This window comes from Isoptericola sp. NPDC056605 (assembly GCF_042792795.1).
Lineage (GTDB): Bacteria > Actinomycetota > Actinomycetes > Actinomycetales > Cellulomonadaceae > Isoptericola.
The window spans coordinates 34,874-60,406 of record NZ_JBHTVT010000018.1; the positions used below are offsets into that span (position 1 = coordinate 34,874).

Genomic DNA, 25,533 nt, shown 5'->3' on the forward strand with positions numbered 1-25,533 from the left:
GCGCGACCCTACGGCAACCCGACGACGCGGGGCTCCCCGTCGAGACCGTGCGCGAACCTTCAGGTCAGAGCATGCGGGAGTGCTCGCCTCCGGAGGCGGCCGCGAGCGCGAGCCAGGTGTCGACGACGGTGTCGGGGTTGAGGGACACGGACCCGATGCCGCGCTCGACGAGCCACTGGGCGAAGTCGGCGTGGTCGGACGGCCCCTGCCCGCAGATGCCGATGTACTTGCCGTGGCGTCGGCAGGCGTCGATGGCGAGACCGAGGAGCTCGCGGACCGCGGGGTCGCGCTCGTCGAACGTGTGGGCGACGAGCGCGGAGTCACGGTCGAGGCCGAGCGTGAGCTGGGTCAGGTCGTTGGACCCGATGGAGAAGCCGTCGACGTGCTCGAGGAACTGGTCGGCGAGCAGGGCGTTGGACGGCACCTCGCACATCATGACGACCTGGAGGTCGTTCTCGCCGCGCCGCAGCCCGTTCTCGGCGAGGAGGGCGACGACCCCCTCCGCCTCGTCGAGGGTGCGCACGAACGGGATCATGACCCGCACGTTGGTGAGCCCCATGTCGTCGCGCACGCGGCGCAGCGCCTCGCACTCCATGTCGAAGCACTCGCGGAAGTCGGGGGAGAGGTACCGGGACGCGCCCCGGTAGCCGATCATCGGGTTCTCCTCGTCGGGCTCGTACAGCGTGCCGCCGAGGAGGTTGGCGTACTCGTTCGACTTGAAGTCGCTGAGCCGCACGATGACGGGCTCGGGCGCGAAGGCGGCGGCGATCGTGGACACCCCCTCGGCGACACGCTGCACGAAGTACTCGCGCGGGGTGGGGTACGCGGCGACGCGGTTCGCGACCTCGTCCCGCAGCTCGGCGGGCAGGTCGTCCGCGTCGAGGAGGGCGCGGGGGTGGATGCCGATCTGCCGGTTGATGATGAACTCGAGACGGGCCAGCCCGACGCCGTGGTTCGGCAGCCGGGCGAAGGAGAACGCCTGGTCGGGCGTGCCGACGTTCATCATGATCTTCACGGGCGGCTCGGGCATCCGGTCGAGCTCGGTCGCCTCGTCGTCGAACGCCAGCAGCCCGGCGTACACGCGTCCCTCGTCGCCCTCCGCGCAGGAGACGGTCACCTCGTGCCCGTCGGGCAGGTCGTGCGTGGCGGAGCCGGTGCCCACGACGGCCGGGATGCCGAGCTCGCGCGCGATGATCGCGGCGTGGCAGGTGCGCCCGCCGCGGTTCGTCACGATCGCCGCGGCGCGCTTCATGATGGGTTCCCAGTCCGGGTCGGTCATGTCCGCGACGAGCACGTCGCCGGGGGCGAAGTCGTGCATCTGGTCGACCGAGGACAGCACCCGGACGCGGCCGGCGCCGATCTTCTGCCCGATGGCGCGCCCCTCGAGCAGGACCGTGCCCTGCTCGCGCAGCGTGAACCGGCGCATGACGTTCCCCGAGTCGCGCGAGACCACGGTCTCGGGGCGGGCCTGCAGGACGTAGAGCCTGCCGTCCACCCCGTCCTTGCCCCACTCGATGTCCATCGGGCGGCCGTAGTGCTCCTCGATGACGAGGGCGATGCGGCCCAGCTCGGTCACCTCGGCGTCGGTGAGCGAGAAGCGCGCGCGCTCGGCGGGGTCGACGTCGGCGAACACCGTGCTGCCGCCGACGTGCCGGCCGGCGGCGTAGCGCATGGCGACCGCCTTCTCGCCGACGGACCGCTTGAGGACCGCGGGCCTGCCGGCGCGCAGCGCGGGCTTGTAGAGGTAGAACTCGTCCGGGTTGACCGCGCCCTGCACCACGGCCTCCCCGAGCCCGTACGAGCTGGTGACGAAGACCGCCTGGTCGAACCCCGACTCGGTGTCGACCGTGAACATGACGCCGGAGGCGCCGACGTCCGAGCGCACCATCCGCTGCACCCCGGCCGAGAGCGCGACGTCGTGCTGGTCGAACCCGTGGTGCGCGCGGTAGGCGATGGCGCGGTCGTTGTACAGGGAGGCGAAGACGGACCGCACGGCGTGGAGCACGTTGTCGATGCCCCCGATGTTGAGGAAGGTCTCCTGCTGCCCGGCGAACGACGCGTCGGGCAGGTCCTCGGCGGTGGCGCTCGAGCGCACCGCCCACGTCACCTGCTCCGGTTCGGGGTCCTCGGCGACCAACCTCGCGAACGCCGCGCGGAGGTCCGCCTCGACGTCGGCCGGGAACGGCTGCGCCTCGACCCAGCCCCGCACGGCGGACCCCACCTGCGCGAGGGCGGTGACGTCGTCCGTGTCCAGGCCCTCGACGGCGGCGCGGATGCGTCCGGCGAGGTCGTCGTGCTCGAGGAACCGGCGGTAGGCCTCGGCCGTCGTGGCGAACCCGCGCGGCACGCGGACATCGGCCGCCGCGAGCCGGGACACCATCTCCCCGAGGGAGGCGTTCTTGCCGCCTACCCGGGCCAGGTCGTCCATGCCGATCTCGTCGAACCAGAGGATATGGGCCATCGTCGGTCCCTTCGTGGGTGCGGATCGTGGGTGCGGATCGTGCGGTGCCGTCAGCCGCGCAGCTTCATGGTCTGGAGGATGACGGCGGACATCTCCTCGACGCTCTTGGTGGAGGAGTTGAGGAACGGGACGCGCGTGCGGCGGTAGAGGTCCTCGGCCTGGCGCAGCTCGAGCCGGCACTGGGCGAGGCTCGCGTACCGCGAGTGCGGGCGGCGCTCGTGGCGCACCTGGCTCAGGCGCAGGGGCGTCGTGGTGAGGCCGAAGCACCGCGCGGCGTACGGGGCGACGGCGGGTGGCAGGCCGTCGGCCGGGAAGTCGTCCTCGGTGAGGGGGTAGTTCGCGACGAGCAGCCCGTGCTGCAGCGCGAGGTACATCGTGGTGGGGGTCTTGCCGCAGCGCGAGGGCGCGATGATCACGACGTCGGCGAGGTCGAGCGCGCGCCGGCTCTGCCCGTCGTCGTGCTCGATGGCGTACTCGACCGCGCGCATGCGGGCGAAGTACCGCTCCAGGTCGCCGACGCCGTGGGACGGGACGAGCTGTTCGCTGGACGTCGTGCCCAGGGCCTGCTCGAGCTCCACGAGATGCCCGCCGAGGAGGTCGATCAGGACACCCCGCGACCGGTCGAGCTCCTCGCGGACCGCCGGCGCCCGCACCGTGGTGAAGACGATCGGGGCCAGCCCGTCCGCCGCGGACCGGTCGATCTCGGCGGTGAGGTCGCGCGCGGCGCGGTCGGTGTCGACGAACGGCACCGTGTGGCGGCGGAACGTGATGCCAGGGAAGTTGACGAGGAGGGCGCTGCCCAGCGTCTCGGCCGTGATGCCCGTGCCGTCGGAGACGAAGTAGACCGCCCGTTCGCGCGGCGGCGGCGTGCCGGCGTCGTCGCCGGACGTCGCCCGGAGTGCTGTCATCCGCCGTCACCTCCGAGGTCCAGGATCTCGTCGTTCGAGCCGCCCGGCCCGCCGAGCGTGACGGGCGTCGTGCTGCGCACCCTACGCCCACCATGTGAATGACGGTTAACTTCTGGCGCCGGTGCGTGTCCCCGGCTCGGACGACGGATCGTGGCGCGTGACGCGAGCCCGCCCGACGGCGTCAGGGGGTGCGCGCTCCGGTGCGCGGCGCCGGACCGGTGCTCTCGCGCACCACGAGGCGCACGGGCACGGTCTCGTGCGTGCCGCTGAGGTCGACGTCGTCGCGCACCTGGCGCAGCAGCAGGTCGACGAGGCTGCTGCCGATGCGGGCGAAGTCCTGCTCCACGGTGGTGAGCGGCGGCCACAGGTGCTCGGCGAGGGTGATGCCGTCGAAGCCGACGACGGACACGTCGTCCGGCACGCGGCGCCCGGCCTCGTGCAGGGCGTGCAGCATGCCGGCGGCGGTCTCGTCGTTGGCGCAGAACACGGCGGTGACGTCCGGGTCGGCGGCGAGCTCGCGGCCGACGGCGTACCCGGTCCGCGCGGTCCAGTCGCCGTGCAGGGGCTCGGGGACGGTCCGGCCGGCCGCCTCGAGCGTGGCGCGCCAGGCGTCGGTGCGGCTGCGGGCGGGCAGCGAGTCGTCCGGGCCCGCGACGTGGTGCACGGTGCGGTGGCCCAGGTCCAGCAGGTGCTGCACGGCGAGACGGGCGCCCTCGGCCTGGTCGGCGCGCACGGCGGGGTGCGTCCCCACGAAGCGCGAGTCGGAGACGACGACGGGCAGCTGCGCCGGCAGGGCGAGCGTGTCCGGGGTCGCGGACTCGGCGCGCACGATGACGAGCCCGTCGATCGCCTGGTGGGAGAGGCGCGTGACGGCCGCGGAGACGTCGTCGGGGGAGGGGCTCTCGACGTCGACGATCGTGACGGTGTAGCCCTCCGCGCGGGCGGCCTCGACGACGGCCTCGACGGTGCGCGACTCGCCCGTGCGGGCCAGCCGGTGGGCGATGACCCCGAGGGTGCGGAAGCTGCCGTACCGCAGCGCGCGGGCGGCGGTGTTGGGGGCGTAGCCCAGCTCGGCCATCGCGGCGAGCACGCGCTCGCGCGTCGCGGGCCTGACGTTGTCGAGCCCCATCGAGACGCGGGAGACGGTCTGCGAGGAGACGCCCGCGAGCGCCGCGACCTCGGCCATCGAGGGGGCCGTCCGGGGGCGTCCGCGGCCTCGGGACCGCACGCCGGGAGCGCCGTTCGTCTCCACCATCGCCGCCTCTCGTGCCGCCTCTCGTGACTCCGCCGGCGTCCGAGGGCTTGACATCCCTGGCGCCTCGCGACACTCTAGTCCGGCCACGATGTTTACGTAAACATTTGGCCCGCCCGTCCTCCTGGGAGTTGCTTCGTGACCGCTGACGCTCCGGCATCCTCGCCGCCCGCCCGCACCGCTGTGCCCGTCGTGCGCCGCAGTCGTCGGCGCTGGACGGGATGGATGTTCGTGGGCCCGTTCATGGTCGTGTTCGCGCTGGTGTTCCTGGCGCCGATCGCCTACTCGCTCTACCTGTCGGTGTTCCGCACGCAGATGGTGGGCGGCACCACGTTCGTCGGGCTCGAGAACTACGCGCAGGCGCTCGCCGACCCGCAGTTCTGGGCGGGGCTGGGACGCGTCAGCCTGTTCCTCGTGGTGCAGGTGCCGATCATGCTCGGCATCGCGCTGCTGGTCGCCCTCGCGATCGACAGCGGCCGCCTGTACGGCAAGAGCTTCTTCCGCATCTCGATCTTCATGCCCTACGCGGTGCCGGCCGTCGTCGCGGCCCTCATGTGGGGCTTCATGTACGGCACGCGGTTCGGCCTGGTGGGCAACCTCAACGACGCCTTCGGCATCAGCCTGCCGAACCCCCTGTCGCCGGACCTCGTCCTGGCCTCGATCGGCAACATCGTGACCTGGGAGTTCGTCGGCTACAACATGCTGATCTTCTACTCCGCGCTGCGCGTGGTGCCGCACTCGCTGTACGAGGCGGCGGAGATCGACGGCGCCGGCCAGTGGCGCGTCATCAGCGCCATCAAGCTGCCCGCCATCCGAGGCGCGCTCGTCATCGCCACGATCTTCTCGATCATCGGCAGCTTCCAGCTGTTCAACGAGCCCAGCATCCTGCAGTCGCTCGCCCCGAACGCCATCACGACGTCGTACACGCCCAACCTGTACGCCTACTCGCTGTCGTTCTCCGGCCAGCAGTACAACTACTCCGCGACCGTGGCCATCATCATGGGCCTGATCACCATGGTGATCGCCTACGTGGTGCAGCTGCGCGGCATGCGCAAGGAGCCGTGACCCGTGTCGACGCTGACCGCCCCCGCCCGTCCCGCCCCGCGGCTGCGCACCCCGCGCCACCACTCGGTGGCCCGGCCGCGTCGCAGCCCGCTGCTCACGGTGCTCACCGCCGTCGTGCTCGTGTACTCGCTGGTGCCGCTCGCCTGGCTGCTCATCAACGCGACCAAGACGCAGGAGGACCTGTTCTCCTCGTTCGGCCTCTGGTTCGGCGACTCGTTCTCGCTGTGGGACAACATCGTCACCACGCTCACCTACGACGACGGCGTCTTCGTGCGGTGGTTCGGCAACACCGTGCTGTACGTGGTGGTGGGCGCCGGCGGCGCGACGTTCCTCGCCATCCTGGGCGGCTACGCCCTCGCGAAGTTCGACTTCCCGGGCAAGCGCGGGGTGTTCGCCCTCGTCATCGGCGCCGTCGCGGTGCCGGGCACGGCGCTCGCCGTCCCGACGTTCCTCATGTTCAGCCAGCTGGGCCTGACGAATACGCCGTGGGCCGTGATCATCCCGTCCCTGATCTCGCCGTTCGGGCTGTACCTCATGTGGACCTTCGCGGCGGAGGCCATACCGGGCGAGCTGCTCGAGGCGGCCAGGATCGACGGGGCGGGCGAGTTCCGCACCTTCTTCCGCGTGAGCCTGCCGCTGCTCGCGCCCGGGATCGTCACGGTGCTGCTGTTCACGATGGTCGCCACCTGGAACAACTACTTCCTGCCGCTGATCATGCTGCGCGACTCGTCCTGGTACCCCCTGACGCTCGGGCTCAACGCCTGGAACGCGCAGGCCGCCACCGCCGGCGGCGAGGCGATCTTCAACCTGGTCATCACCGGCGCCCTGCTGACGATCCTGCCGCTGGTCGCCGCCTTCCTGCTGCTGCAGCGCTACTGGCAGTCCGGCCTGGCCGCCGGGTCCGTCAAGGAATGACCCCCGTACCTCCCCGCGTATCCCCGTCTGACGATGAAGTGAGGACCCCATGAACGCACGATCCCGCCACCTGGCGCGCGGTACCGCCCTCGCCGGCGTGCTCGCCCTCGGCCTGGCCGCCTGCGGCTCCGGAGACGACGCCGGCTCGGGCGGCGGCGACGCCGCGCCCGTCGACACCGCCGCCGTCCTCGAGAAGGGCGGCGAGATCACCGTCTGGGCGTGGGAGCCCACGCTGGAGCAGGTCGTGACGGACTTCGAGAAGACGTACCCGAACGTCACGGTGAACCTCGAGAACGTCGGGACGGGCAACGACCAGTACACGGCCCTGCAGAACGCGATCTCGGCCGGCGACGGGGTGCCCGACGTCGCCCAGGTCGAGTACTACGCCGTGCCGCAGTTCGCCATCTCCGAGGCGCTGACGAACCTCGGCCCGCTCGGCGCGGACGAGCTGGACGGCACGTTCAGCACCGGCCCGTGGAACTCCGTGCACAGCGGCGACGGCGTCTACGGCCTGCCCATGGACTCCGGCCCCATGGCCCTCTTCTACAACGAGGAGGTCTTCGCCAAGTACGGCGTCGACGTGCCGACCACGTGGGACGAGTACCTCGAGGCCGCCCGGACCATCCACGAGAAGGACCCGAAGGCCTACATCGCCAACGACATCGGCGACGCCGGCTTCACCACCAGCATGATCTGGCAGGCGGGCGGCCACCCGTACCAGGTGGACGGCACGGACGTGACGATCGACTTCGCCGGCGACGAGGGCACCCAGAAGTTCGCCGAGGTGTGGCAGCAGCTGATCGACGAGGACCTGCTGGCCCCCGTCGGCTCGTGGAGCGACGAGTGGTACCAGGGCCTCGGCAACGGCACCATCGCCACCCTGACCATCGGCGCGTGGATGCCCGCCAACCTCGAGTCCGGCGTCCCGCAGGGCGAGGGCAAGTGGCGCGTCGCCGAGATGCCGCAGTGGGACGCCGGGCAGCACGCCACGTCGGAGAACGGCGGCTCGTCGCTGACCGTCCCCGCCGCGAGCGAGAACGCCGAGCTCGCCTACGCCTTCGTCGACTACGCCACGAACGGCGACGGCGTGCAGGCCCGCCTCGACGGCGGCGCGTTCCCCGCCACCACGGCCGACCTCGAGTCGGACGAGTTCCGCGGCGCCGAGTCCGAGTACTTCGGCGGCCAGAAGATCAACGAGGTGCTCGCCGACTCCGCCGCGAACGTCGTGGAGGGCTGGCAGTACCTGCCGTTCCAGGTCTACGCGAACTCCATCTTCAACGACACGGTGGGCCAGGCGTACGTCTCCGGCACCACGCTGACGGACGGCCTGGCGACGTGGCAGGAGCAGTCCGCCACGTACGGCAACGGCCAGGGCTTCACCGTCAACAAGTAGTCCCGGCGAGCGTCCCTGCGGTCGGGCTCCCGGGCCCCGGAGGCCTGACCGCAGGGACACCCGTGCCCGACCTTCGCCCCGCAGACCCGGAGAGGTGCCCCGCCCCATGCCCACGTTCGAGATCGGCGAGCGGGACTTCCTGCTCGACGGCCGCCCCTTCCAGGTGATCAGCGGGGCGCTGCACTACTTCCGCGTGCACCCCGACCAGTGGGCCGACCGGATCCGCAAGGCGCGGCTGATGGGGCTGAACACGATCGAGACGTACGTGCCGTGGAACTTCCACGCGCCGGAGCCGGAGGGGTTCGACCTCAGCGGCCGGCGCGACCTGGGCCGCTTCCTGGACCTGGTCGCGGCGGAGGGGCTGCACGCGATCGTGCGCCCCGGGCCGTACATCTGCGCGGAGTGGGACGGCGGCGGGCTGCCGGCGTGGCTCTTCGCGGACGGGGGCACGGGGGTGCGCCGGCACGACCCGGCGTTCCTGGACGCGATCGGCACCTACTACGCGCACCTGCTGCCGCTGGTGGCCGAGCGGCAGGTGACGCGCGGTGGCCCGGTGCTCCTGGTGCAGGTGGAGAACGAGTACGGCGCCTACCCGGGCGTGCCCGGCGACGAGCGCGCGCGCTACCTGCGCGCGCTCGTCGACCTCACGCGGGCCCAGGGGATCGACGTGCCGCTGTTCACGTGCGACCAGGCCGACGACGAGCACCTCTCGCTCGGCGGCCTGCCGGAGCTGCACAAGACGGCGAACTTCGGCTCTCGGTCCCTCGAGCGCCTCGCCGTGCTGCGTCGTCACCAGCCCACCGGGCCGCTGATGTGCACGGAGTTCTGGGACGGCTGGTTCGACTCGTGGGGTCTGGAGCACCACGTCACCGCACCGGAGACCACGGCGGCCGACCTGGACGACCTGCTCGGCGCGGGCGCGTCGGTCAACCTCTACATGTTCCACGGCGGCACCAACCTGGGCCTGACCAACGGGGCCAACGACAAGGGCACGTACCTGCCCATCACCACGTCGTACGACTACGACGCGCCGCTGTCCGAGCACGGCGCGCCCACCGCGAAGTTCCACGCCCTGCGCGCGGTGATCGCCAAGCACGCTCCGGTGCCCGACGAGGTGCCCGTCGAGCCGGCGCCGGCGCCGGCGCTCGACGTCGTCCTCGACCGGAGCGCGGCGCTCGACGCCGTCCTGGACCTGGTGTCCGGGCCGAGGTCGCGGACGTCGTCCGCCCGGCCGCCGACGATGGACGACCTGCGTCAGTGGTCCGGGTTCGTGCTGTACGGCACGCGGGTCACGGCCGAGGACGCGGTCCTCGTGGTGGACGAGGTGCGCGACCGGGCGCTCGTGGCGCTCGACGGCGACCCGGTCGGCGTGCTCGACCGCACCACCCACGCCTGGTCGTTGCCGCTGCCGCGCCGGGCGGGCACGCTGACCCTGCTCGTCGAGGACCGCGGCCGCGTCAACTACGGCCCCCGGATCGGCGAGCCCAAGGGGATCGTCGGGACGGTGCGCACCGCCACCCGCGCCCTCACCGACTGGGAGGCCGTGCCCCTGCGTCTCGACGACGCCCCGGCGCTCCTGGCCGACGCCGAGTGGGCGACGGCGGGCGGCGCCGACACACCGGTCGGCGGGCCGTCGTTCCACCGCGGCGCGTTCGACTCCGTCGCGGGCGCCGACCACTTCCTGCGCCTGGACGGCTGGACGCGGGGGCTCGCCTGGGTCAACGGCGAGCTGCTCGGGCGGTACTCGAGCCAGGGCCCCACGGGCACGCTCGCCGTGCCGGGGCCGCTGGTGCGCGCCACCGGCAACGAGCTGCTGCTGCTGGAGCTGCACGGCGCGGCCGCACCGCGCGCCAGGTTCGTCGCCGCCCCCGACCTCGGCCCGACGGAGGCCTGACGGCGTCGCCGGGAGCGGGGGCCCGACCCCTGGCTCGTGCCCGCCAGGGGCGGGCATCACCTCGTGACCGCGGTCGTCGCGGCCGGGAACCGGCCCACCACGTCGAGGCCCGCCCCCACACCCCGACCCGCGCGGAGCGACGGCGACGTGGACCACTGACGCGACGGCGCCGGCGCGCGGTCGGCGTGGTCCTTTGGCATCGTGGTCGACGTGACGGGTGCAGGAGGGGCGGACGGCCGGCAGGACCGCCCGCGCGTGCTCGTCGTGGAGGACGACCCGGACGCCGCCGCGTACGTGCGCACCGTCCTGACGCGACTCGGCGGGATGGACGTCGCGGTCGCCGGCGACGGCGACACCGCGCTCGAGCGCCTGGACGAGCACCCCGAGCTGCTCGTCACCGACGTCGAGCTGCCGGGCCTGTCCGGCCTGGAGCTGATCCACGAGGCCCGGGAGCGCGTGCCGGGTATCCCCGTGATCGTCATGACCGCGCACGCCAGCGTCGAGTACGCCGTCGAGGCGCTGCGCGAGAGCGCCGACGAGTTCCTGGTCAAGCCGCTGGACTCCGCGCGGCTCGTCGAGCGGGCGCACGCCCTCGTGGACGCCGCGCGCCGGCGGGCGAGGCCCACCGACCGGGTGCTCGCCGTGGGCGCGCACCCCGACGACGTCGAGATCGGGGTGGGGGCGACTCTCGCGTCCCACCGGTCCGCCGGCGACGAGGTCACGGTCCTGGTCCTGTCGGGCGGTGCTGTGGGCGGTGTGGCCGCCGACCGGCGGCTGGAGGCGGCCGCCGCGACCGCCGAGATCGGGGCGGGGCTCGTCGTGCGCGACCTCGAGGACACCCGGATCGACCTGGCGACGGCGATCACCGCGATCGAGGAGGTGATCGCCGAGGTGCGGCCGACGATCGTCTACACGCACTCGGCGAACGACCGTCACCAGGACCACCGCACCGTGCACCGTGCCGTGGACGTGGCGGCGCGGCGCGTCTCCACCGTCGCCTGCTACCAGAGCCCGTCGGCGACCATCGAGTTCCGGCCCACGCGGTTCGTGCCCGTCGACGGGTTCGTCGAGACGAAGCTGCGCATGCTCGCGGCGTTCGTGTCGCAGTCCCACCGGGACTACATGCAGCCGGACCTGGTCCGGGCCACCGCGCGCTACTGGTCGCGGTACGGCGGAGGCGAGTACGTGGAGCCGCTCGAGATGCTGCGCGCCAGCCAGCTGCTCGGTCGACGACAGTCCGCGGGCGCGAACGAGGACGAGGACGAGGAGCACGGCGCCGCCGTCCCGGCGTCCCGCTCCGAGGGACGAGGGGGAGCCTGATGACGAGGGTGCTCGTGACGGGGGCCGGGGGACCGGCGGGGGTGGCGGTGATCCGTTCGCTGCTCGCGCGCGGGGACGTCGAGGTCTATGCCGCGGACATGGACCGCTGGGCCAGCGGCATCTACCTCGTGCCGGACGGGCGCCGCCGGCTGGTGCCCCCGGGGCTGGCGGACGACTTCGTCGAGCGCGTCGCGCTGCTGTGCGCCGAGGACGGCATCGAGGTGCTGTTCCCGACCGTCGACGTCGAGCTGCCTCGCCTGGCCGCCGCGCGCGACCGGCTCGCGCGGGCGGGCACCACGCTCGCGTCGCCGAGCCTCGCGACGCTCGAGACGGCCCTGGACAAGCTGGCGCTCGCCCGCGCCTGCGCGGGCCACGTCCGCGTGCCGCGCACCGAGCTGCTCGGGGAGTCCGGAGCGGACCAGGGTTGGGACTTCCCCGTGATCGTCAAGCCGCGCCGTGGTGCCGGTTCCCGCGGGGTGCGCCTCGTGACCGACCAGGCCGAGCTGGAGGCCGTGCGCGGCACCGAGGACCTGCTGGTCCAGGAGCTCCTGCCCGGCGACGAGTACTCCGTGGACGTGCTCGCCGACGCGTCCGGGCACGTGGTGGCGGCGGTCCCGAGGGCCCGCCTGCGCGTCGACTCGGGGGTGTCCGTCGCCGGCGTGACCCTGCACGACGACGCCCTCGTCGCGACCGCCGCCGAGGTGGCGCGGGTCATCGGCCTCACCACCGTGGCCAACGTCCAGCTCAAGCGGGACCGCGACGGCGTGCCGGCCCTGCTCGAGGTGAACCCCCGGTTCCCGGGTGCGATGCCGCTCACGATCGCCGCCGGGGTGGACATGCCGTCCCTCACGCTCGACGCGGTGCTGGGGCGGGAGGTCCCGCGGCACGTCGACTTCCGGGAGCTGGCCAACGTGCGCTTCCTCGAGGACCGCTTCCTCCCGGTGGGGGAGATCCTGCCCGAGCCCCGCGTCGGCCGGGCCGACGACGGTGCGCCCTCGTGACCACCCCCGCGGGCGGCCCCGCTCCCAGCGGCCTCGACCTGAGGGGCGACCACCACGTGCACTCGACGTTCTCCGACGACGCGGTGAGCACGCTGGCGGAGAACCTGGACGCCGCCCGGGACCGCGGGCTGACGGTCGTGCGGATGGTGGAGCACGTGCGCCGCGGCGCGACGCACGTGCCCGACTTCCTGCGGGCGGCCGAGGCGCTCGACCCGCCGGAGGGGCTGACGGTCCTCACCGGTGTCGAGGCCAAGCTCCTCGACACCACCGGCTCCGTCGACGCGCCCCCGGAGGTGCTGGCCGCCGTCGGCGCGCCGCGGGGGCCGGGGCGCGTGCTGCTGGCCGACCACCAGCTGCCCGCCCCCGACGGGCCGTGGAGCCCGCGGGTGGCCCGGGAGCGCCTCGCGGCCGGCCTCCCGGCCGCGGACGCCGTGGGCTTCCTCGTCACGGCCTACGCCCGTGCGCTCGCCGCGAGCGGCCCGGCGCAGCTCGCCCACCCGTTCTCGATCCTGCCCAAGATCGGGCTGGCCGAGGACGAGGTCACGGCCGAGCACCTGGACGCCCTGGCGGACGCGCTGCGCGCCGCGGGCGGCGTCGTCGAGGTCAACGAGAAGTGGCGGTGCCCGGGCGCGCGGGTCGCCGGCGCCCTGCGGGCCGCGGGGGTCGACCTCGTCGCGTCGACGGACGCGCACGACGCCCGCGACGTCGGGCGCTACCGCTGGTTGGCCGGTGACGCATGACCCTCGAGCTCAGCGACGACCCGGTGACGAGGATCGTGACGATCGTCTGCATGGTCCTCGTCGTGTGCGGCGTGGTCCCCGTGGCGGCCGGCGTCTACCAGTACCTGCTGCTGCCGTTCCACGCCGTGAAGAACCACTGGAAGCGATCGGGACCGTACCTGCCGCGCGTGGTGGTCGTGGTCCCGGCGTGGAACGAGGGCGCCGTGCTCGCCGCCTCGCTCGAGCGCCTGATGCGGCTGGAGTACCCGCCCGACCGGCTGCGGGTGTTCGTCGTCGACGACGCGAGCACCGACGAGACCCCGGACGTCGCGCGGGCGATGGCCGAGGCCTACCCCGGCCGCATCGAGCACCTGCGGCGCGAACAGGGCGGGCAGGGCAAGGCGCACACCCTCAACCACGGGATCCGCGCGGCGCTCGCGGACGACTGGATGCAGGCCCTGCTCATCATGGACGCCGACGTCGTCTACCGGCCGGACTCCCTGCGGCGGATGACCCGCCACCTCGCGGACCCCGAGGTGGGCGCCGTCACGGGCTACATCACCGAGGGCAGCCAGCGGCCCGGGCCGGTGGCGCGGTTCATCGGCTACGAGTACGTCACCGCGCAGGCCGCCGCCCGCCGCGCCCAGAACGTGCTGGGCGTGCTCGCCTGCCTGGCCGGGGGCGCGCAGCTGCACTCGCGGGCCAACCTCGAGGACCTCGGCGGCGAGATCGACACGACGACGCTCGCGGAGGACACCTTCACCACCTTCCGCACTCAGCTGGCCGGGCGTCGCGTCGTCTTCGACCCGACGGCGATCGTGCGCGCCGAGGAGCCGGAGTCGGTCCGCGCCCTGTGGAAGCAACGCGTGCGCTGGGCGCGGGGGAACGTGCAGATCACGTCGCGGTTCCGCCGGGTGTGGTTTCGCCCGTCGCGCCGGCACCGCCTGGGGTCGCTGTCGTTCGGGCTCATCTGGTTCTCGGTCTACCTGCTGCCGGTCGCGGCCACGGCCGCGTCGGTCGGGCTGGTCGTGCTGCACGCGATCGACCAGGTGTCCGCGATCGCGGTCTTCCGCACGCTGTGGTGGGTGGCCGTGGTCGCCTACGTGTACGTCACCGTGCTCACGGTGCTCGTGGACCCGCGCACCGCGCGACGCACCTGGTTCGAGGCGCTCACCTTCCCCGGCATCGGGTCGCTGGTCGTCATGGTGGCCGCCTGGTACCCGGGGCTGTGGGACCAGCGCCTGCCGTCGCTGTTCGGGCTCGAGGTGTCCCCCACGGGGCGGTCGGTGCTCCTGTACCTCCTGTACGCGTGGCCGCTGGTGGCGATGCTGCTGGCGTGGCTCGTGCGGGCGGTGGACGGCGTGACGCGGCTGCACTGGCTCGCGAACCTGCTGCTGTACGTGGTCGGGTTCGGCCCGCTGCTGTGCGCGATCACCCTCGACGCGTACGTCAAGGAGGCCCGCGGGGCGTCGACGGCCTGGGACAAGACGATCAAGACAGGGAAGGTCGTGGGATGAGCACCTCGCCCGACGAGCGGCCGGCCGGCACGGCCGCGGAGCCCCGCACCCGACGGGAGCGCCAGGAGTGGTGGGCGACGCTCGCCCCGGACGCGCTCGAGGACGAGACCCGGACGAACCGGCGCCGGGAGCGCTGGCTCTTCCTGTCCGCGGGCGTGGCCCTCGCGGCGACCCTGGTCGTCCTGGCGCTGCACGCGGGGCCCCTGTTCTCGTGAGCGTCGACGCGCCGCTGGGACGGTTCGCCCCCGTGCGCGCAGCGTGGGCGCGGATCGACACCGTGCTCAAGCGCCAGGTCGTCTTCGGGGTCCTGTATGCCGTGTCGCTGGCGCTGGTCCCGCTCGCGGGGGTGCCCGTCGCGTCGGGCTGGTTCATCGTCGCGGGCGCCCTCGTGGAGCTGCTCGTGCTCGCCGCGGCCGCGTTCGCACCGTGGCACCGGTGGCCGCCGGCGGCGCAGGACGTGCTCCCGATCGTCAGCGCGCTCGCGATCGTGCTCCTGGAGCGCGGCACGTCGTTCACGGCGATCTACTTCACGTCGCTCGTCCTCCTCCCGGTCGTGTCGCTGGCCTGGAACGGGGGGTGGCGGGGGATCGTGCTGGCGACGATCACGGCCTCCGCGGTGGTCGCGGCCCCGCGCCTGTGGCACGGCCACGTGGTGGACCAGCAGAGCTCGATCGTGCGAGCCGTCCTGATCCCGCTCATCAGCCTCGCCCTCGCGTCCTTCGTCGCGGCCGCGGCACAGGGCCAGCGCAGCCGGAACGCGCGGCTGCAGGAGCTGACCGGCCAGCTGCGCACGTCGCGCGACCTCATGGCCGGGCTGGTCGACGCCGCCACGGAGCAGGCGATCGTGGCCACGGACGTCCAGGGCCGGATCGAGGTGTTCAACCAGGGCGCCGAGCGACTCACCGGCTGGGCGGCCGGTGAGGCGGTGGGGCACTCGATCCTGGAGCTGCGCCTGCCCACGGAGCTCGACGTGGCTGCCGCGGAGGCCGGGCTGCGGCCGATGCCGGACGAGGACCCGGCGTCGGTGCGCCTGCAGGGCCTGCTCGGCGCCGCGATGGACGGCGGGGTCCAGGTGCGCGACTGGACGCTGCTGCGGCGCGGGGAGAGCGCCGGGACGGTGCGGGTCACCGTCACCCGCCGCCTGCCGCAGCCGTCCGTGCGCCACACCGGGTACCTCTTCGTCTCGACCGACATCACGGAGCAGCTCGAGGCGGAACGGGCCAAGGACCAGTTCCTCGGCTACGTGAGCCACGAGCTGCGCACCCCGATCAGCTCGCTCCTCGGCTACCTGGAGCTGCTGGGCCTCGACGACGGGAACCTCACCGACGAGCAGCGGGACTATCTCGCGGTCGTGGAGCGCAACGCGCGGCGCCTGCTGCGGCTGGTGGAGGACCTGCTGCTCACGGCGCAGGTGGACGCCGGACGGTTCACGGTGGCGCCCGAGCCGACCGACCTGCGCACGATCACGGCCGGCGCCCTGCGCACGGCCGCGCCACAGGCCCGGGCCGCCGGCGTCGACCTCGTCGACGGGACCGAGGCCGAGGTGCCCTTGGACGGCGACGCCACCCGGCTCGGGCAGATGGTCGACAACCTGGTGTCGAACGCGCTGAAGTTCACGCCGCGCGGCGGGACGGTCACGGTCCGCGCCGCCCCCGGGACGGCCGAGGACGGCGGACCGGCCGCAGTCCTGACCGTCCAGGACACGGGCGTCGGCATCCCCGGCGACGAGGTGCGGCGCCTCACCGACCGGTTCTTCCGCGCGTCCACCGCGACCGAGCGACGCATCCCCGGCGTCGGGCTGGGGCTGTCCATCTCGAAGGCGATCATCGACGCCCACGGCGGCACGCTGACGATCGCCAGCGTGGTGGGGGAAGGCACGACGTTCACCGTGCGCCTGCCCGGGTCAGCGTGGGGAGAGGGCGAGACCGCCGGCTGACGGGCGTCGACGCCGAGGAGCGCCCCGTCAGAGCGTGCGGGCGGACAGGGTGTCGCAGTCGGTGAGGGTGCCGCCCTCGTAACCGACGGTGAACCACCGCACCCGCTGCTCGGAGGTGCCGTGGGTGAAGCCCTCCGGGCTGACCTGGCCGGTGGCCTGCTGCTGGATGCGGTCGTCGCCGACGGCCGCGGCGGCGTCGAGAGCCTGCCGCAGCTCGGCGGGGGAGATCGGGTCGAGGAACGTCACCCCCGTGTCGGGGTCGACCTCCGTCGCCGCGGAGCCCGCCCACATGCCCGCGAGGCAGTCGGCCATGAGCTCGATCCGCACGGAGTCGGACTCGGGCCCGCTGCCGCGGCGGTCGGCGGCGTCCATGGCGCCGGTGAGCTGCTCGACGTGATGTCCCACCTCGTGCGCCACGACGTACTCCTCGGCGAGCGGCCCGCCCTCGGCGCCGAACTGGGAGCTCAGCTGGTCGAAGAACGAGACGTCGACGTACACGGTCTGGTCGGGCGGGCAGTAGAACGGCCCTGTCGCGCTGGTCGCGGAGCCGCACCCCGTCGTCGTCGACCCGGAGAAGCTCTCCACCGGGGGCAGCACGTACTCCACCCCGGCCTGCTGCGGCAGCACGCGGTCCCAGTAGGCGTCGAGCGACTGCACCGTGGCGGACAGCCGGCACTCGCGGTCGGTGTTCGCCTGCTCGGCGGTGCAGCCCTCGACGTACTGTTCCTGTCCGTCCCCCGCGGGCGCCCCGGCGTCCTGGACGGCGCCGCCCAGCGCGCCGGTGAGCTGGCCCAGGTCGCCGCCGCCGAGAAACACGGCCAGCAGCGCGACGACGATGGCGCCGATGCCGCCGCCGACGACCGCGCCGCGCCGTCCGCCCGTGCCCTTGCGGACCCGGCCGCCCTCGAACTCGCCGCCCTCGTTGAAGGTCACGAGCACCACGCTAGGCCCCAGCCGGAGCGATCGCGCGGGAAATGGGGAGCGCCGACGGGTGCCCGCTCCGTAGGCTCCGGCCATGCCCGCGACGATGCCCGCGACGATGCCTACGACGAGGCCCACGAGAACGACCGGTACGGTGCTCGCCCTCGGCGGGGGCGGGTTCTCGATGTCGGACGACGGCTCCTCGGCGATCGACGACCACCTGCTCGACCTCACCGGCAAGGACACGCCGAAGGTGTGCTTCGTGCCGACCGCGAGCGGGGACGACAACGGGTACGCGCACCGCTTCGAGGAGGCGTTCGCCGGGCGGGCCCGGACGTCCGTGCTCTCGCTCTTCTGCCACGAGCCGTGGGGCTACGCCGACCCGGAGCTGCTGCTCGAGCAGGACGTCGTCTACGTGGGCGGCGGCTCGACGGCGAACCTGCTGGTCGTCTGGCGGCGGCACGGCCTGCCCGACCTGCTCGCCCGCGCCGCGGCGCAGGGGACGGTCCTCGCCGGCATCAGCGCCGGGATGAACTGCTGGTTCGAGTCCTCCTCGACCGACTCCTTCGGCCCCCTCGCGCCCCTGGACGACGGCCTGGGTTTCGTCCCGGGCAGCGCGTGCCCGCACTACCTGGGCGAGGAGGACCGCCGCGACGCCTACCTGGGCTGGGTGGCGTCCGGGGCGCTCCCGGGCGGCTACGCGGTGGACGAGTACGCGGCCCTGCGCTTCGTCGACGGCGTGCCCGTCGACGCGGTGAGCGAGCGCCCGGACCGCCCCGTCCTGCGCGTCGAGCGCGACGGCGACGGCGTCCGGGAGGTCCCGCTCGACGTGCGCCGGCTCCCCGGCACCTGACGGCGGGGCGGTGCCGGGTCAGTACTCCGTCGGCGTCTCGACCGACTGCCAGTGCCACGGCTCGGGCAGCCGGCCGTCGGGCTCGGCCCAGCCCGGGTGGGTCCAGCCGTGCTCCTCGGCGTGCTCCTTGAGCCAGGCGTAGCGCGCGCTGTCGAACCCCTCGGGGCCCATGGCGATGTCGACGGCGGTGCCCAGGCCGTGGTTCGAGCACCCGGGCGGCGCGGCCAGCGGGTTGGGGTCGTCGGGGTTGTACACCGCGACCTGCTGGTCGTAGCTGCGGTAGGCGGAGTTCACCGTGAGGTGCTGACCGAACTCGGCCCGGTAGGCGGCGTCGAGCGCCACCAGCCCGTCCAGGACGTCCGCGCGCACCGAGTGCTGCGGCGCCCACGGGATCGGCGCGAGCCGCTTCGCCGAGATCTTCCCGGCCTCCGGGAACCACACCTGGTCCGGCTCGGGGCACACGACGGCGTCCTGCGCGGTCAGCAGGTCCACGGTCGTGCCCGCCAGGTCGTCGCGGAGCGCGGACAGGTCCGCCGCGGCGGACTCGAGGTCGGCGAGCGACGCCGTGGCGAGCCGGTCGTCCTGGGTCTCGGAGGTCAGCTCGTCGGCGGTCCCGAGGGCATCGCGCGACGTGGCGCGCAGCGTCTCGCCGGCGTTCTTCCCGTCCTCGGCGAGCTCGTCGGTCGCGGCCAGCACGCGACCCGCGCGGCGCGCCACCGGGGCGAGCGCGTCGCGGGACTCGACGGCCTGCGCGCGGGCGAACGCGAGCCGTGCGGCCTGCACGGCCGCGACGTCGTCGTCGAGCCGCGCGCCGAGCGCCGGGGCGTCGCCGGGCAGCCGGTCGAGGACCGGCGTCGCGTCGATCAGCGCGCGGGCGTCGACGATCGTCGCGGCGAGGTCCTCGCGGACGTCGGGGTCGGTCACCTTGTCGGCGGAGCCGTCGAGCGCGTCCTGCGCGACGACGAGCCGCGCGGACAGGTCCTGGGTCTCGGAGCGCAGCACCCAGGCGAGGGCCCCGCCCGCCGCGGCGAGCGCGACGACGAGCCCGACGGGCACCACGCGCGACGCGCGCAGCCGCCGGGGCCCGCCCGCGGCGCGCACGTGCCGCAGCGAGAGGTCCACCCCGCGCGACCGGGGGCGGACCAGGGCGAGCAGCGCCGCGCCCACCACGGCCCCGGCGGCGTACCAGGCCAGGTCGGCAGGCGTGAACGCCGTGCCGAGCGCATACCGCGCGAGCGGGAAGCGCGCGACCACCTGGGCCGGGACGTCGGTCAGCCAGGCGGCCTCGATCCCGGCGCACACGACGAGCCCGACGACGCCGGCCACGACCGGGCGGGTGCGCGGGGCGACGAACGCCACGAGGAGCACCACGAGCGTCGCGTAGAGGGCGTCCCCGAGCGGCCCGCCGACCGCGGGAGGGAGCAGGGTGCGGCCGCCGAGGCCGGCGAGGACCACGACGACGGCGAGGCCGGCGGTCGCCGGGCGGGGGGCGCGTGTCACGCGGGGAACCTTATCGACAGCGGGGTGCGGCCGGACCCCCTGTGACCTAAGTCGTCGTCGGACGGGGCGCCGAGCACTAGACTCGACGCAGAACCCCGCCCGCTTTTCGAAGGACACCCCTGCCTTGATCACCGCCCACGGCGTCGAGCTGCGCTTCGGCGCCCGTACCCTCCTGCACGAGGCGACGTTCCGCATCGCCCCGGGCGACCGCATCGGGCTCGTCGGCCGCAACGGCGCGGGCAAGACGACGCTCACCAAGACGCTCGCGGGCGAGACGCTGCCCGCGGCAGGGCAGATCACGCGGGGTACCGACATCGGGTACCTGCCGCAGGACCCGCGCACGGGAGACCTCGACGTCATCGCGATGGACCGGGTGCTCAGCGCGCGCGGGCTGGACCGCATCGTCACGCAGATGCGCGAGACCGAAGGCCTGATGGCCTCGGCCGACGCCGACACGCAGGCCGCCGCCCTGGAGCGGTACCCGAAGCTCGAGGCGCGCTTCCTCGCCGCCGGCGGGTACGCCGCGGAGTCCGAGGCGCACCGCATCACCAGCAACCTGGGCCTCGACGACCGCGTGCTCGCCCAGCCCCTCCACACGCTGTCCGGCGGCCAGCGCCGTCGCATCGAGCTCGCGCGGATCCTCTTCTCCGGCGTCGACACGCTGCTGCTCGACGAGCCGACGAACCACCTGGACGCCGACTCGATCGTCTGGCTGCGCGACTACCTCAAGTCGTACAACGGCGGGTTCGTCGTGATCAGCCACGACGTCGACCTGCTGCGCGCCACCGTCAACAAGGTGTTCCACCTGGACGCTAACCGCGGCGAGCTCGACCAGTACAACCTGGGCTGGGACGCGTACCTGGAGCAGCGCGAGCAGGACGAGCGCCGCCGCCGGCGCGAGCGGGCGAACGCGGAGAAGAAGGCCGGCGTGCTGCTGGCCCAGGCCGACAAGATGCGTGCCAAGGCCACGAAGGCCACGGCCGCGCAGAACATGATGAAGCGCGCGGAGCGGATGCTCTCCGGGCTGGAGGGGGAGCGGCGCGCGGACAAGGTCGCGCACCTGCGCTTCCCGAAGCCCGCCCCCTGCGGTCGCACGCCGCTCACCGCCGAGGAGCTGTCGAAGAGCTACGGCTCGCAGGAGGTCTTCGCGGGCGTCGACCTCGCGATCGACCGCGGGTCCCGCGTGGTCATCCTCGGCCTCAACGGCGCGGGCAAGACGACGCTGCTGCGCATCCTCGGCGGCGTCGAGGAGCCCGACACGGGCCGCGTCGTGCCGGGGCACGGCCTGAAGATCGGCTACTACGCCCAGGAGCACGACACCCTGGACATGGACGCCACCGTCGTGGAGAACCTGCGGCACTCGGCCCCGGACCTCACCGACACCCAGGTGCGCTCCGTGCTCGGGTCGTTCCTCTTCAGCGGGGACGACGCGGAGAAGCCGGCGAACGTGCTGTCCGGCGGCGAGAAGACGCGCCTCGCGCTCGCCACGCTCGTCGTCTCCAGCGCGAACGTGCTGCTGCTCGACGAGCCGACGAACAACCTCGACCCGGCGTCGCGCGCCGAGATCCTCGGGGCGCTCGACACCTACGAGGGCGCCGTCGTGATGGTCACCCACGACGACGGCGCCGTCGACGCGCTCAACCCGGAGCGGGTGCTGCTGCTGCCGGACGGCGACGAGGACCTGTGGTCCGCGGACTACGCCGAGCTGGTGTCGCTGGCCTGAGGCTGCTCGGCGGCGTCCAGCAGCGCGTCCTCGTAGTCCTCGTCCACCCGCGGCCGCCGGGCGCGCTGCGGACGCACGGCGGCGCCCGGCCGGCCGGTCCCGTCCAGCGGGTCCGGGCCCTCGCCCGCCGCGAGGAGGTCGCCCGCCGTGACGTGCACCGGCCGGGTCTCGCGCCGCCACAGCACGACGTAGCCGCCCAGCGCGCCGAGCGCGAAGATGCACCACTGCACGGTGTAGCTGAGGTGGGAGCCGGGATCGGTGTCCGGCTCGGGGAGCGCGCCCGGCGTCGTCGCGGCCGCCGGGTCCTCGGAGCGCAGCTGCCCGTACCCGCCCACGGTGGCGCCGTCGGCCCACGCGGCGCCGTCCGCGCCCGCGGCGAGCACCTGGTCGGTGTGGATGGCCTGCACCTGGCCCGCGGGGGTGCCGCGGTCCGAGGCGGGCTCGTCGGGCCGCATCGTCATCGTCACCTCGACCTCGCCGGCCGGCGGGTCGGGCACGGAGGACGGCGCACTCGCGTCCTCGCCCAGCGGCACGAACCCCCGGTCGACGACGATGACGACGGGCTCCCCGTCCGCCCCGGTGGTCTCGAGCGGCACCAGCACGTGGAAGCCGGGCTGGCCGCCGACGGGCCGGTTGCGCAGCAGCACCGTGTCCTCGGGGCGGTAGGTGCCGGTGGCCGCCGCGGGTCGCCACTCGTCGTCCGGGTCGAGGACGGCGCCGGGCTCGGGCAGCACGTCGGCGAGGGGGACGGGCGCCGCCGCGTAGTTGGACTGCACCAGGTCGATCTGCGCCTCGCGCCAGGTGTAGCGGTGCCACTGCCACACGGCGGCCAGCACGCACACGGCGGCGAGGAGCACGGCACCCAGGCCGAGGGTGATCCACTGCCGGCGGGTGCGGGGGGCCGCCGGCGCGTCGGTGGAGCGGTGGTCGTCCGGCGCCAGGGGGCCGCCGGTCGAGGGGTGGTCGGTCGTCACGCGCGATCGAGCTCCGCGACGGGGACGGTCTGCTTCCAGAACGAGCGTGCGCCGAGGAACTGCTCGAGGTGCTCGCGGTGGTCGTCGCACGCGAGCCACACCTTGCGGCGCTCCGGGGTGTGCAGCCGCGGGTTGTTCCACAGCAGGCCCCACGCGGCCTCGGCGCGGCAGCCCTTGGCGGAGCACACCAGCTCGCCCGCCACCGGGTCGGCGTTCGTCCCGAGCAGGTCCATCAGCGAGTTCCTCCTGAGTTCTCGTCCGTCGGGTCCACGTCCGTCGGGTCCACGTCCGTGGGGTTCTCGTCCGTCGGCTCGTCGTCCTGGTGCTCCACGACGCGGTGCGGGCCGTCGAAGGTCTCCGGCCCGGAGGTCTCCCGGCGGCGCGGCGTGGTGCCGTCCTGGGCGGACGTGGTGAGCTCGGCGGGCGCGACGTCGACCATCGGCGACGTGTCGTAGGTGACGCGGTCGCGGCCGGCGTTGGCGAAGAGCACCGCCGAGTAGGGCAGGACGACCGCGGCGGCCACCAGCACCAGCCGGATCCAGAGGACGTCCACGAGCACGGCGCCGACGAAGCACACGATCCGGATGCCCATCTGGATGAGGTAGCGCCGCGTGCGGCGCGCCTGGTCCTCCTCCAGCGGCTCGGGGGCGCTGGTGATCGAGGGGACCTCGGGCACCTGGTCCGCACCGTGGCGGCGGCCTCCGGAGGGGCGCGGACCGGGGGAGGTCGCGCGGGCGTTGCTCACCCGGCCAGTCTAAGGCGGCACGCGCAGGCCCAGGGACCCGACGGGACAGCACCTCGCCTTGTAGGGATCCGACAAAGCGCCGCGAGGACGTGTGACGCGCCGCGACCCTGCGGGGCCGCCGGGTCGGGGTAGCGTCACCAGGGCGTCGGCCGTGCCCGACCGCCCGCAGCACCGTCCCGACGACGTCGAGCATCCTGTCGACCGGCATGCCGAGCAGCATGACGCCGACACCGGTGCCGACGCACCGCCCCGACCGCCGAGGAGAACCGTGACCGACGCCCCCGCCCCCCAGCCCGCCGCACCCACCGGCCGGGTCGTCGTCGTGACCGGCGCGGCGCGCGGCATCGGCCGCACCATCGCCGAGCGCTTCGTCGCCGCGGGCGACACGGTCGCCACGCTCTACCGTGGCGGTGACCTGCCGGCCGGGGTGCACGGCTACGTCGCCGACGTCACGGACAGCGCGGCCGTGGACGCCGCGTTCTCGAGCATCGAGTCCGACCTCGGCCCCGTCGTGGTGCTCGTCGCCAACGCCGGCGTGACCCGCGACCAGCTCCTCCTGCGCATGAGCGACGAGGAGTTCGAGACGGTGCTCGACGTCAACCTGACCGGCACGTTCCGCTGCGTGCGCCGCGCGTCCAAGGGCATGATCCGGGCGCGCAAGGGCCGCATCGTGCTCGTCGGCTCGGTCGTGGGCCTCTACGGCGGGCCAGGCCAGGTCAACTACTCGTCGTCCAAGGCGGCCCTCGTCGGCATGGCCCGGTCGATCACCCGGGAGCTCGGCGGCCGCGGCATCACCGCGAACGTCGTGGCGCCGGGCTTCGTCGAGACCGACATGACGGCGGCCCTGCCCGAGGCCACCCAGAAGCAGTACAAGGCGTCCATCCCCGCGGGCCGCTTCGCCTCGACCGACGAGGTCGCCGGCGTCGTCGAGTTCCTCGCGTCCGACGCTGCGGCGTACGTCTCCGGCGCCGTCGTCCCGGTCGACGGCGGCCTCGGCATGGGTCACTGACCGGCCCCGCCCCGCACCCCTCGCTTCCTCACCCCCGCACAACCGGAAGGTCATCATGGCTCTGCTCGACGGCAAGAAGCTCCTCGTCACCGGCGTCCTCACGGACAGCTCCATCGCGTTCCACGCCGCCCGCCTCGCCCAGGAGGAGGGCGCCGAGGTGGTGCTCACCTCGTTCGGCCGCCAGATGAAGCTCACGCAGGCGTTCGCGAAGCGGCTGCCGGTCACGGCGCCCGTGGTGGAGCTGGACGTCACCAGCGACGAGGACCTCGCGGCGCTCCCCGAGCGCGTCAAGGAGCACGTGGACGGCCTCGACGGCGTCGTGCACTCGATCGGCTTCGCGCCGCAGTCCGTCATGGGCGGCAACTTCCTGGGTGCCGAGTGGGGCGACGTCGCGACGGCCCTCCAGGTCTCCACGTTCTCGTACAAGTCGCTCATCGAGGCGGCCCGCCCGCTGATGTCCGGCGGCGCCTACGTCGGCCTCACGTTCGACGCGACGTTCGCCTGGCCGGTGTACGACTGGATGGGCGTCGCGAAGGCCGGTCTGGAGTCCGCCAACCGCTACCTGGCCCGTGACCTCGGGCCGCACGGCATCCGGTGTAACCTCGTCTCCGCCGGGCCCATCCGCACCACGGCCGCGAAGTCCATCCCGGGGTTCGCGACCATGGAGGACGCCTGGCCGCAGCGGGCCCCGCTGGGGTGGGACCAGACGACGGCGGAGCCGGCTGCGCGCGCCGTCGTGGCACTTCTCTCGGACTGGTTCCCCGCCACGACGGGGGAGATCGTCCACGTCGACGGCGGTGTGCACGCGATGGGTCAGTGACGGGTCGGGGCCCGGAGCGGCCCCCGGAACGACCTGTGAGACGGAGCCCATGAGAGCGGTAACGCAGGCCGAGGGCGAGGCGCCGACCTGGCGCCTCGTGCTGTTGCGCCATGCCAAGGCGGAGCCCGGCAAGGGCGTGATCCCCGACGACCGCCGCCCGCTGGCGCTGAACGGGCGCAAGCAGGCGAGCCGTGTCGGCATGGCGCTGACCGCCGCGGGACTGCGCCCGCAGGTCGCGCTGGTGTCCTCCGCGCTGCGCACCCGGCAGACCTGGGACCTGGCTTCCTCGCACCTCGACGGCGCCGCCGACGCCTCGCTCGAGGTGCGCGACGAGCTCTACGAGGCGAGCGTGCGCGACGTCCTCGGCCTCCTGCGGGAGGTCGAGGCGTCGGCGCGCACGGTGCTCGTCGTCGGGCACGAGCCGACCATGGCGGCGACGGCGGCCTACCTCGCGGGCGACGGCTCGGACGCCGCGGCCGTCGCGCAGGTGCGCGTGGGCGTCCCGACCGCCACCTACGCGGTGCTGGAGTCGGCCGAGCCGTGGGCCGAGTGGGGCCGCGACGGCGCCCGCCTGGTGCACGTCGGCCGCCCGTCCTGAGCGTCCGCC

Annotated in this window: 23 protein-coding genes; 15 read left to right on the top strand and 8 right to left on the bottom strand. The window is 73.8% G+C overall.

Annotated elements, in window-relative coordinates:
* Positions 1-64: 64 nt before the first annotated feature.
* From ppsA to ACFQ8Y_RS16910, 3 genes are all read right to left on the bottom strand, one after another.
* Positions 65-2,461 carry a phosphoenolpyruvate synthase gene (gene ppsA / locus ACFQ8Y_RS16900; protein ID WP_430586214.1) on the bottom strand — a complete coding sequence of 799 codons (2,397 nt, stop codon included), beginning with the start codon at positions 2,459-2,461 and terminating at the stop codon, positions 65-67.
* Positions 2,462-2,511: 50 nt separating this feature from the next.
* The gene (locus ACFQ8Y_RS16905; protein WP_430586215.1) at positions 2,512-3,369 is read right to left on the bottom strand and encodes a pyruvate, water dikinase regulatory protein; all 858 of its coding nucleotides are present in this window, start codon (positions 3,367-3,369) and stop codon (positions 2,512-2,514) included.
* 181 nt (positions 3,370-3,550) lie between these two features.
* Positions 3,551-4,555, bottom strand: coding sequence for a LacI family DNA-binding transcriptional regulator (locus ACFQ8Y_RS16910; protein WP_430586216.1), 1,005 nt, complete (start codon positions 4,553-4,555; stop codon positions 3,551-3,553).
* Positions 4,556-4,846: 291 nt separating this feature from the next.
* Between ACFQ8Y_RS16910 and ACFQ8Y_RS16915 the strand changes: the two genes are divergently transcribed.
* The 10 genes from ACFQ8Y_RS16915 (at position 4,847) to ACFQ8Y_RS16960 (ending at position 16,381) form a co-directional block, all read left to right on the top strand.
* Complete coding sequence (locus tag ACFQ8Y_RS16915) at positions 4,847-5,686, top strand: carbohydrate ABC transporter permease (RefSeq protein ID WP_430563039.1); 840 nt, start codon at positions 4,847-4,849, stop codon at positions 5,684-5,686.
* A gap of 3 nt (positions 5,687-5,689) precedes the next feature.
* Complete coding sequence (locus tag ACFQ8Y_RS16920) at positions 5,690-6,601, top strand: carbohydrate ABC transporter permease (protein ID WP_429763272.1); 912 nt, start codon at positions 5,690-5,692, stop codon at positions 6,599-6,601.
* A gap of 49 nt (positions 6,602-6,650) precedes the next feature.
* A complete protein-coding gene (locus tag ACFQ8Y_RS16925) occupies positions 6,651-7,994 on the top strand; it encodes an ABC transporter substrate-binding protein (RefSeq protein ID WP_430586217.1) in 1,344 nt (447 codons plus the stop codon).
* A gap of 106 nt (positions 7,995-8,100) precedes the next feature.
* On the top strand, positions 8,101-9,888 hold the full coding sequence (locus tag ACFQ8Y_RS16930; RefSeq protein ID WP_430586218.1) for a beta-galactosidase family protein: 1,788 nt from the start codon (positions 8,101-8,103) through the stop codon (positions 9,886-9,888).
* Between the two features lie 210 nt (positions 9,889-10,098).
* Positions 10,099-11,208, top strand: a complete 1,110-nt coding sequence (locus ACFQ8Y_RS16935; RefSeq protein WP_430551745.1) for a response regulator — start codon at positions 10,099-10,101, stop codon at positions 11,206-11,208.
* Entirely contained in the window at positions 11,208-12,209 is a 1,002-nt protein-coding gene (locus tag ACFQ8Y_RS16940) for an ATP-grasp domain-containing protein (RefSeq protein WP_430551746.1), read from the top strand. The genes ACFQ8Y_RS16935 and ACFQ8Y_RS16940 overlap by 1 nt, the downstream gene beginning before the upstream one ends.
* On the top strand, positions 12,206-12,949 hold the full coding sequence (locus ACFQ8Y_RS16945; RefSeq protein WP_430586219.1) for a PHP domain-containing protein: 744 nt from the start codon (positions 12,206-12,208) through the stop codon (positions 12,947-12,949). The genes ACFQ8Y_RS16940 and ACFQ8Y_RS16945 overlap by 4 nt, the downstream gene beginning before the upstream one ends.
* Entirely contained in the window at positions 12,946-14,445 is a 1,500-nt protein-coding gene (locus ACFQ8Y_RS16950; RefSeq protein ID WP_430551748.1) for a glycosyltransferase, read from the top strand. The genes ACFQ8Y_RS16945 and ACFQ8Y_RS16950 overlap by 4 nt, the downstream gene beginning before the upstream one ends.
* Positions 14,442-14,660 (top strand): hypothetical protein, encoded by a 219-nt coding sequence (locus tag ACFQ8Y_RS16955; RefSeq protein ID WP_430551749.1) that lies wholly within the window; start codon positions 14,442-14,444, stop codon positions 14,658-14,660. The genes ACFQ8Y_RS16950 and ACFQ8Y_RS16955 overlap by 4 nt, the downstream gene beginning before the upstream one ends.
* The gene (locus tag ACFQ8Y_RS16960) at positions 14,657-16,381 is read left to right on the top strand and encodes an ATP-binding protein (protein WP_430586220.1); all 1,725 of its coding nucleotides are present in this window, start codon (positions 14,657-14,659) and stop codon (positions 16,379-16,381) included. Before ACFQ8Y_RS16955 ends, ACFQ8Y_RS16960 begins: the two co-directional genes overlap by 4 nt.
* A 27-nt stretch (positions 16,382-16,408) precedes the next feature.
* Here the strand turns inward: ACFQ8Y_RS16960 and ACFQ8Y_RS16965 are convergent, their stop codons facing one another.
* Positions 16,409-17,314, bottom strand: coding sequence for a neutral zinc metallopeptidase (locus tag ACFQ8Y_RS16965; RefSeq protein ID WP_430586221.1), 906 nt, complete (start codon positions 17,312-17,314; stop codon positions 16,409-16,411).
* An 82-nt stretch (positions 17,315-17,396) separates the two neighbouring features.
* Between ACFQ8Y_RS16965 and ACFQ8Y_RS16970 the strand changes: the two genes are divergently transcribed.
* A complete protein-coding gene (locus tag ACFQ8Y_RS16970) occupies positions 17,397-18,155 on the top strand; it encodes a Type 1 glutamine amidotransferase-like domain-containing protein (RefSeq protein ID WP_430586222.1) in 759 nt (252 codons plus the stop codon).
* Positions 18,156-18,173: 18 nt separating this feature from the next.
* Here the strand turns inward: ACFQ8Y_RS16970 and ACFQ8Y_RS16975 are convergent, their stop codons facing one another.
* A complete protein-coding gene (locus ACFQ8Y_RS16975) occupies positions 18,174-19,655 on the bottom strand; it encodes a DUF2809 domain-containing protein (RefSeq protein ID WP_430586223.1) in 1,482 nt (493 codons plus the stop codon).
* A 124-nt stretch (positions 19,656-19,779) separates the two neighbouring features.
* On the opposite strand from ACFQ8Y_RS16975, the gene ACFQ8Y_RS16980 reads away from it, so the two are divergent.
* Positions 19,780-21,378 (top strand): ABC-F family ATP-binding cassette domain-containing protein, encoded by a 1,599-nt coding sequence (locus ACFQ8Y_RS16980; RefSeq protein ID WP_430551754.1) that lies wholly within the window; start codon positions 19,780-19,782, stop codon positions 21,376-21,378.
* Here ACFQ8Y_RS16980 and ACFQ8Y_RS16985 read toward each other — a convergent pair.
* The 3 genes from ACFQ8Y_RS16985 to ACFQ8Y_RS16995 are packed head-to-tail and all read right to left on the bottom strand — an operon-like array spanning position 21,351 to position 23,097.
* Positions 21,351-22,352 carry an SURF1 family protein gene (locus ACFQ8Y_RS16985; RefSeq protein WP_430586224.1) on the bottom strand — a complete coding sequence of 334 codons (1,002 nt, stop codon included), beginning with the start codon at positions 22,350-22,352 and terminating at the stop codon, positions 21,351-21,353. The two genes, ACFQ8Y_RS16980 and ACFQ8Y_RS16985, sit on opposite strands and share 28 nt — an antisense overlap.
* Entirely contained in the window at positions 22,349-22,585 is a 237-nt protein-coding gene (locus tag ACFQ8Y_RS16990; protein WP_430551756.1) for a hypothetical protein, read from the bottom strand. Before ACFQ8Y_RS16990 ends, ACFQ8Y_RS16985 begins: the two co-directional genes overlap by 4 nt.
* Positions 22,585-23,097 (bottom strand): DUF3099 domain-containing protein, encoded by a 513-nt coding sequence (locus tag ACFQ8Y_RS16995; protein WP_430586225.1) that lies wholly within the window; start codon positions 23,095-23,097, stop codon positions 22,585-22,587. Before ACFQ8Y_RS16995 ends, ACFQ8Y_RS16990 begins: the two co-directional genes overlap by 1 nt.
* A 268-nt stretch (positions 23,098-23,365) precedes the next feature.
* Between ACFQ8Y_RS16995 and fabG the strand changes: the two genes are divergently transcribed.
* From fabG to ACFQ8Y_RS17010, 3 genes are read left to right on the top strand one after another with little or no spacing between them, the layout of a single operon-like run.
* The gene (gene fabG / locus ACFQ8Y_RS17000) at positions 23,366-24,106 is read left to right on the top strand and encodes a 3-oxoacyl-ACP reductase FabG (RefSeq protein WP_430586226.1); all 741 of its coding nucleotides are present in this window, start codon (positions 23,366-23,368) and stop codon (positions 24,104-24,106) included.
* 55 nt (positions 24,107-24,161) lie between these two features.
* The gene (gene fabI / locus ACFQ8Y_RS17005; RefSeq protein ID WP_429728911.1) at positions 24,162-24,926 is read left to right on the top strand and encodes an enoyl-ACP reductase FabI; all 765 of its coding nucleotides are present in this window, start codon (positions 24,162-24,164) and stop codon (positions 24,924-24,926) included.
* Positions 24,927-24,975: 49 nt separating this feature from the next.
* Complete coding sequence (locus ACFQ8Y_RS17010) at positions 24,976-25,524, top strand: SixA phosphatase family protein (RefSeq protein WP_430551758.1); 549 nt, start codon at positions 24,976-24,978, stop codon at positions 25,522-25,524.
* Positions 25,525-25,533 lie beyond the last annotated feature (9 nt).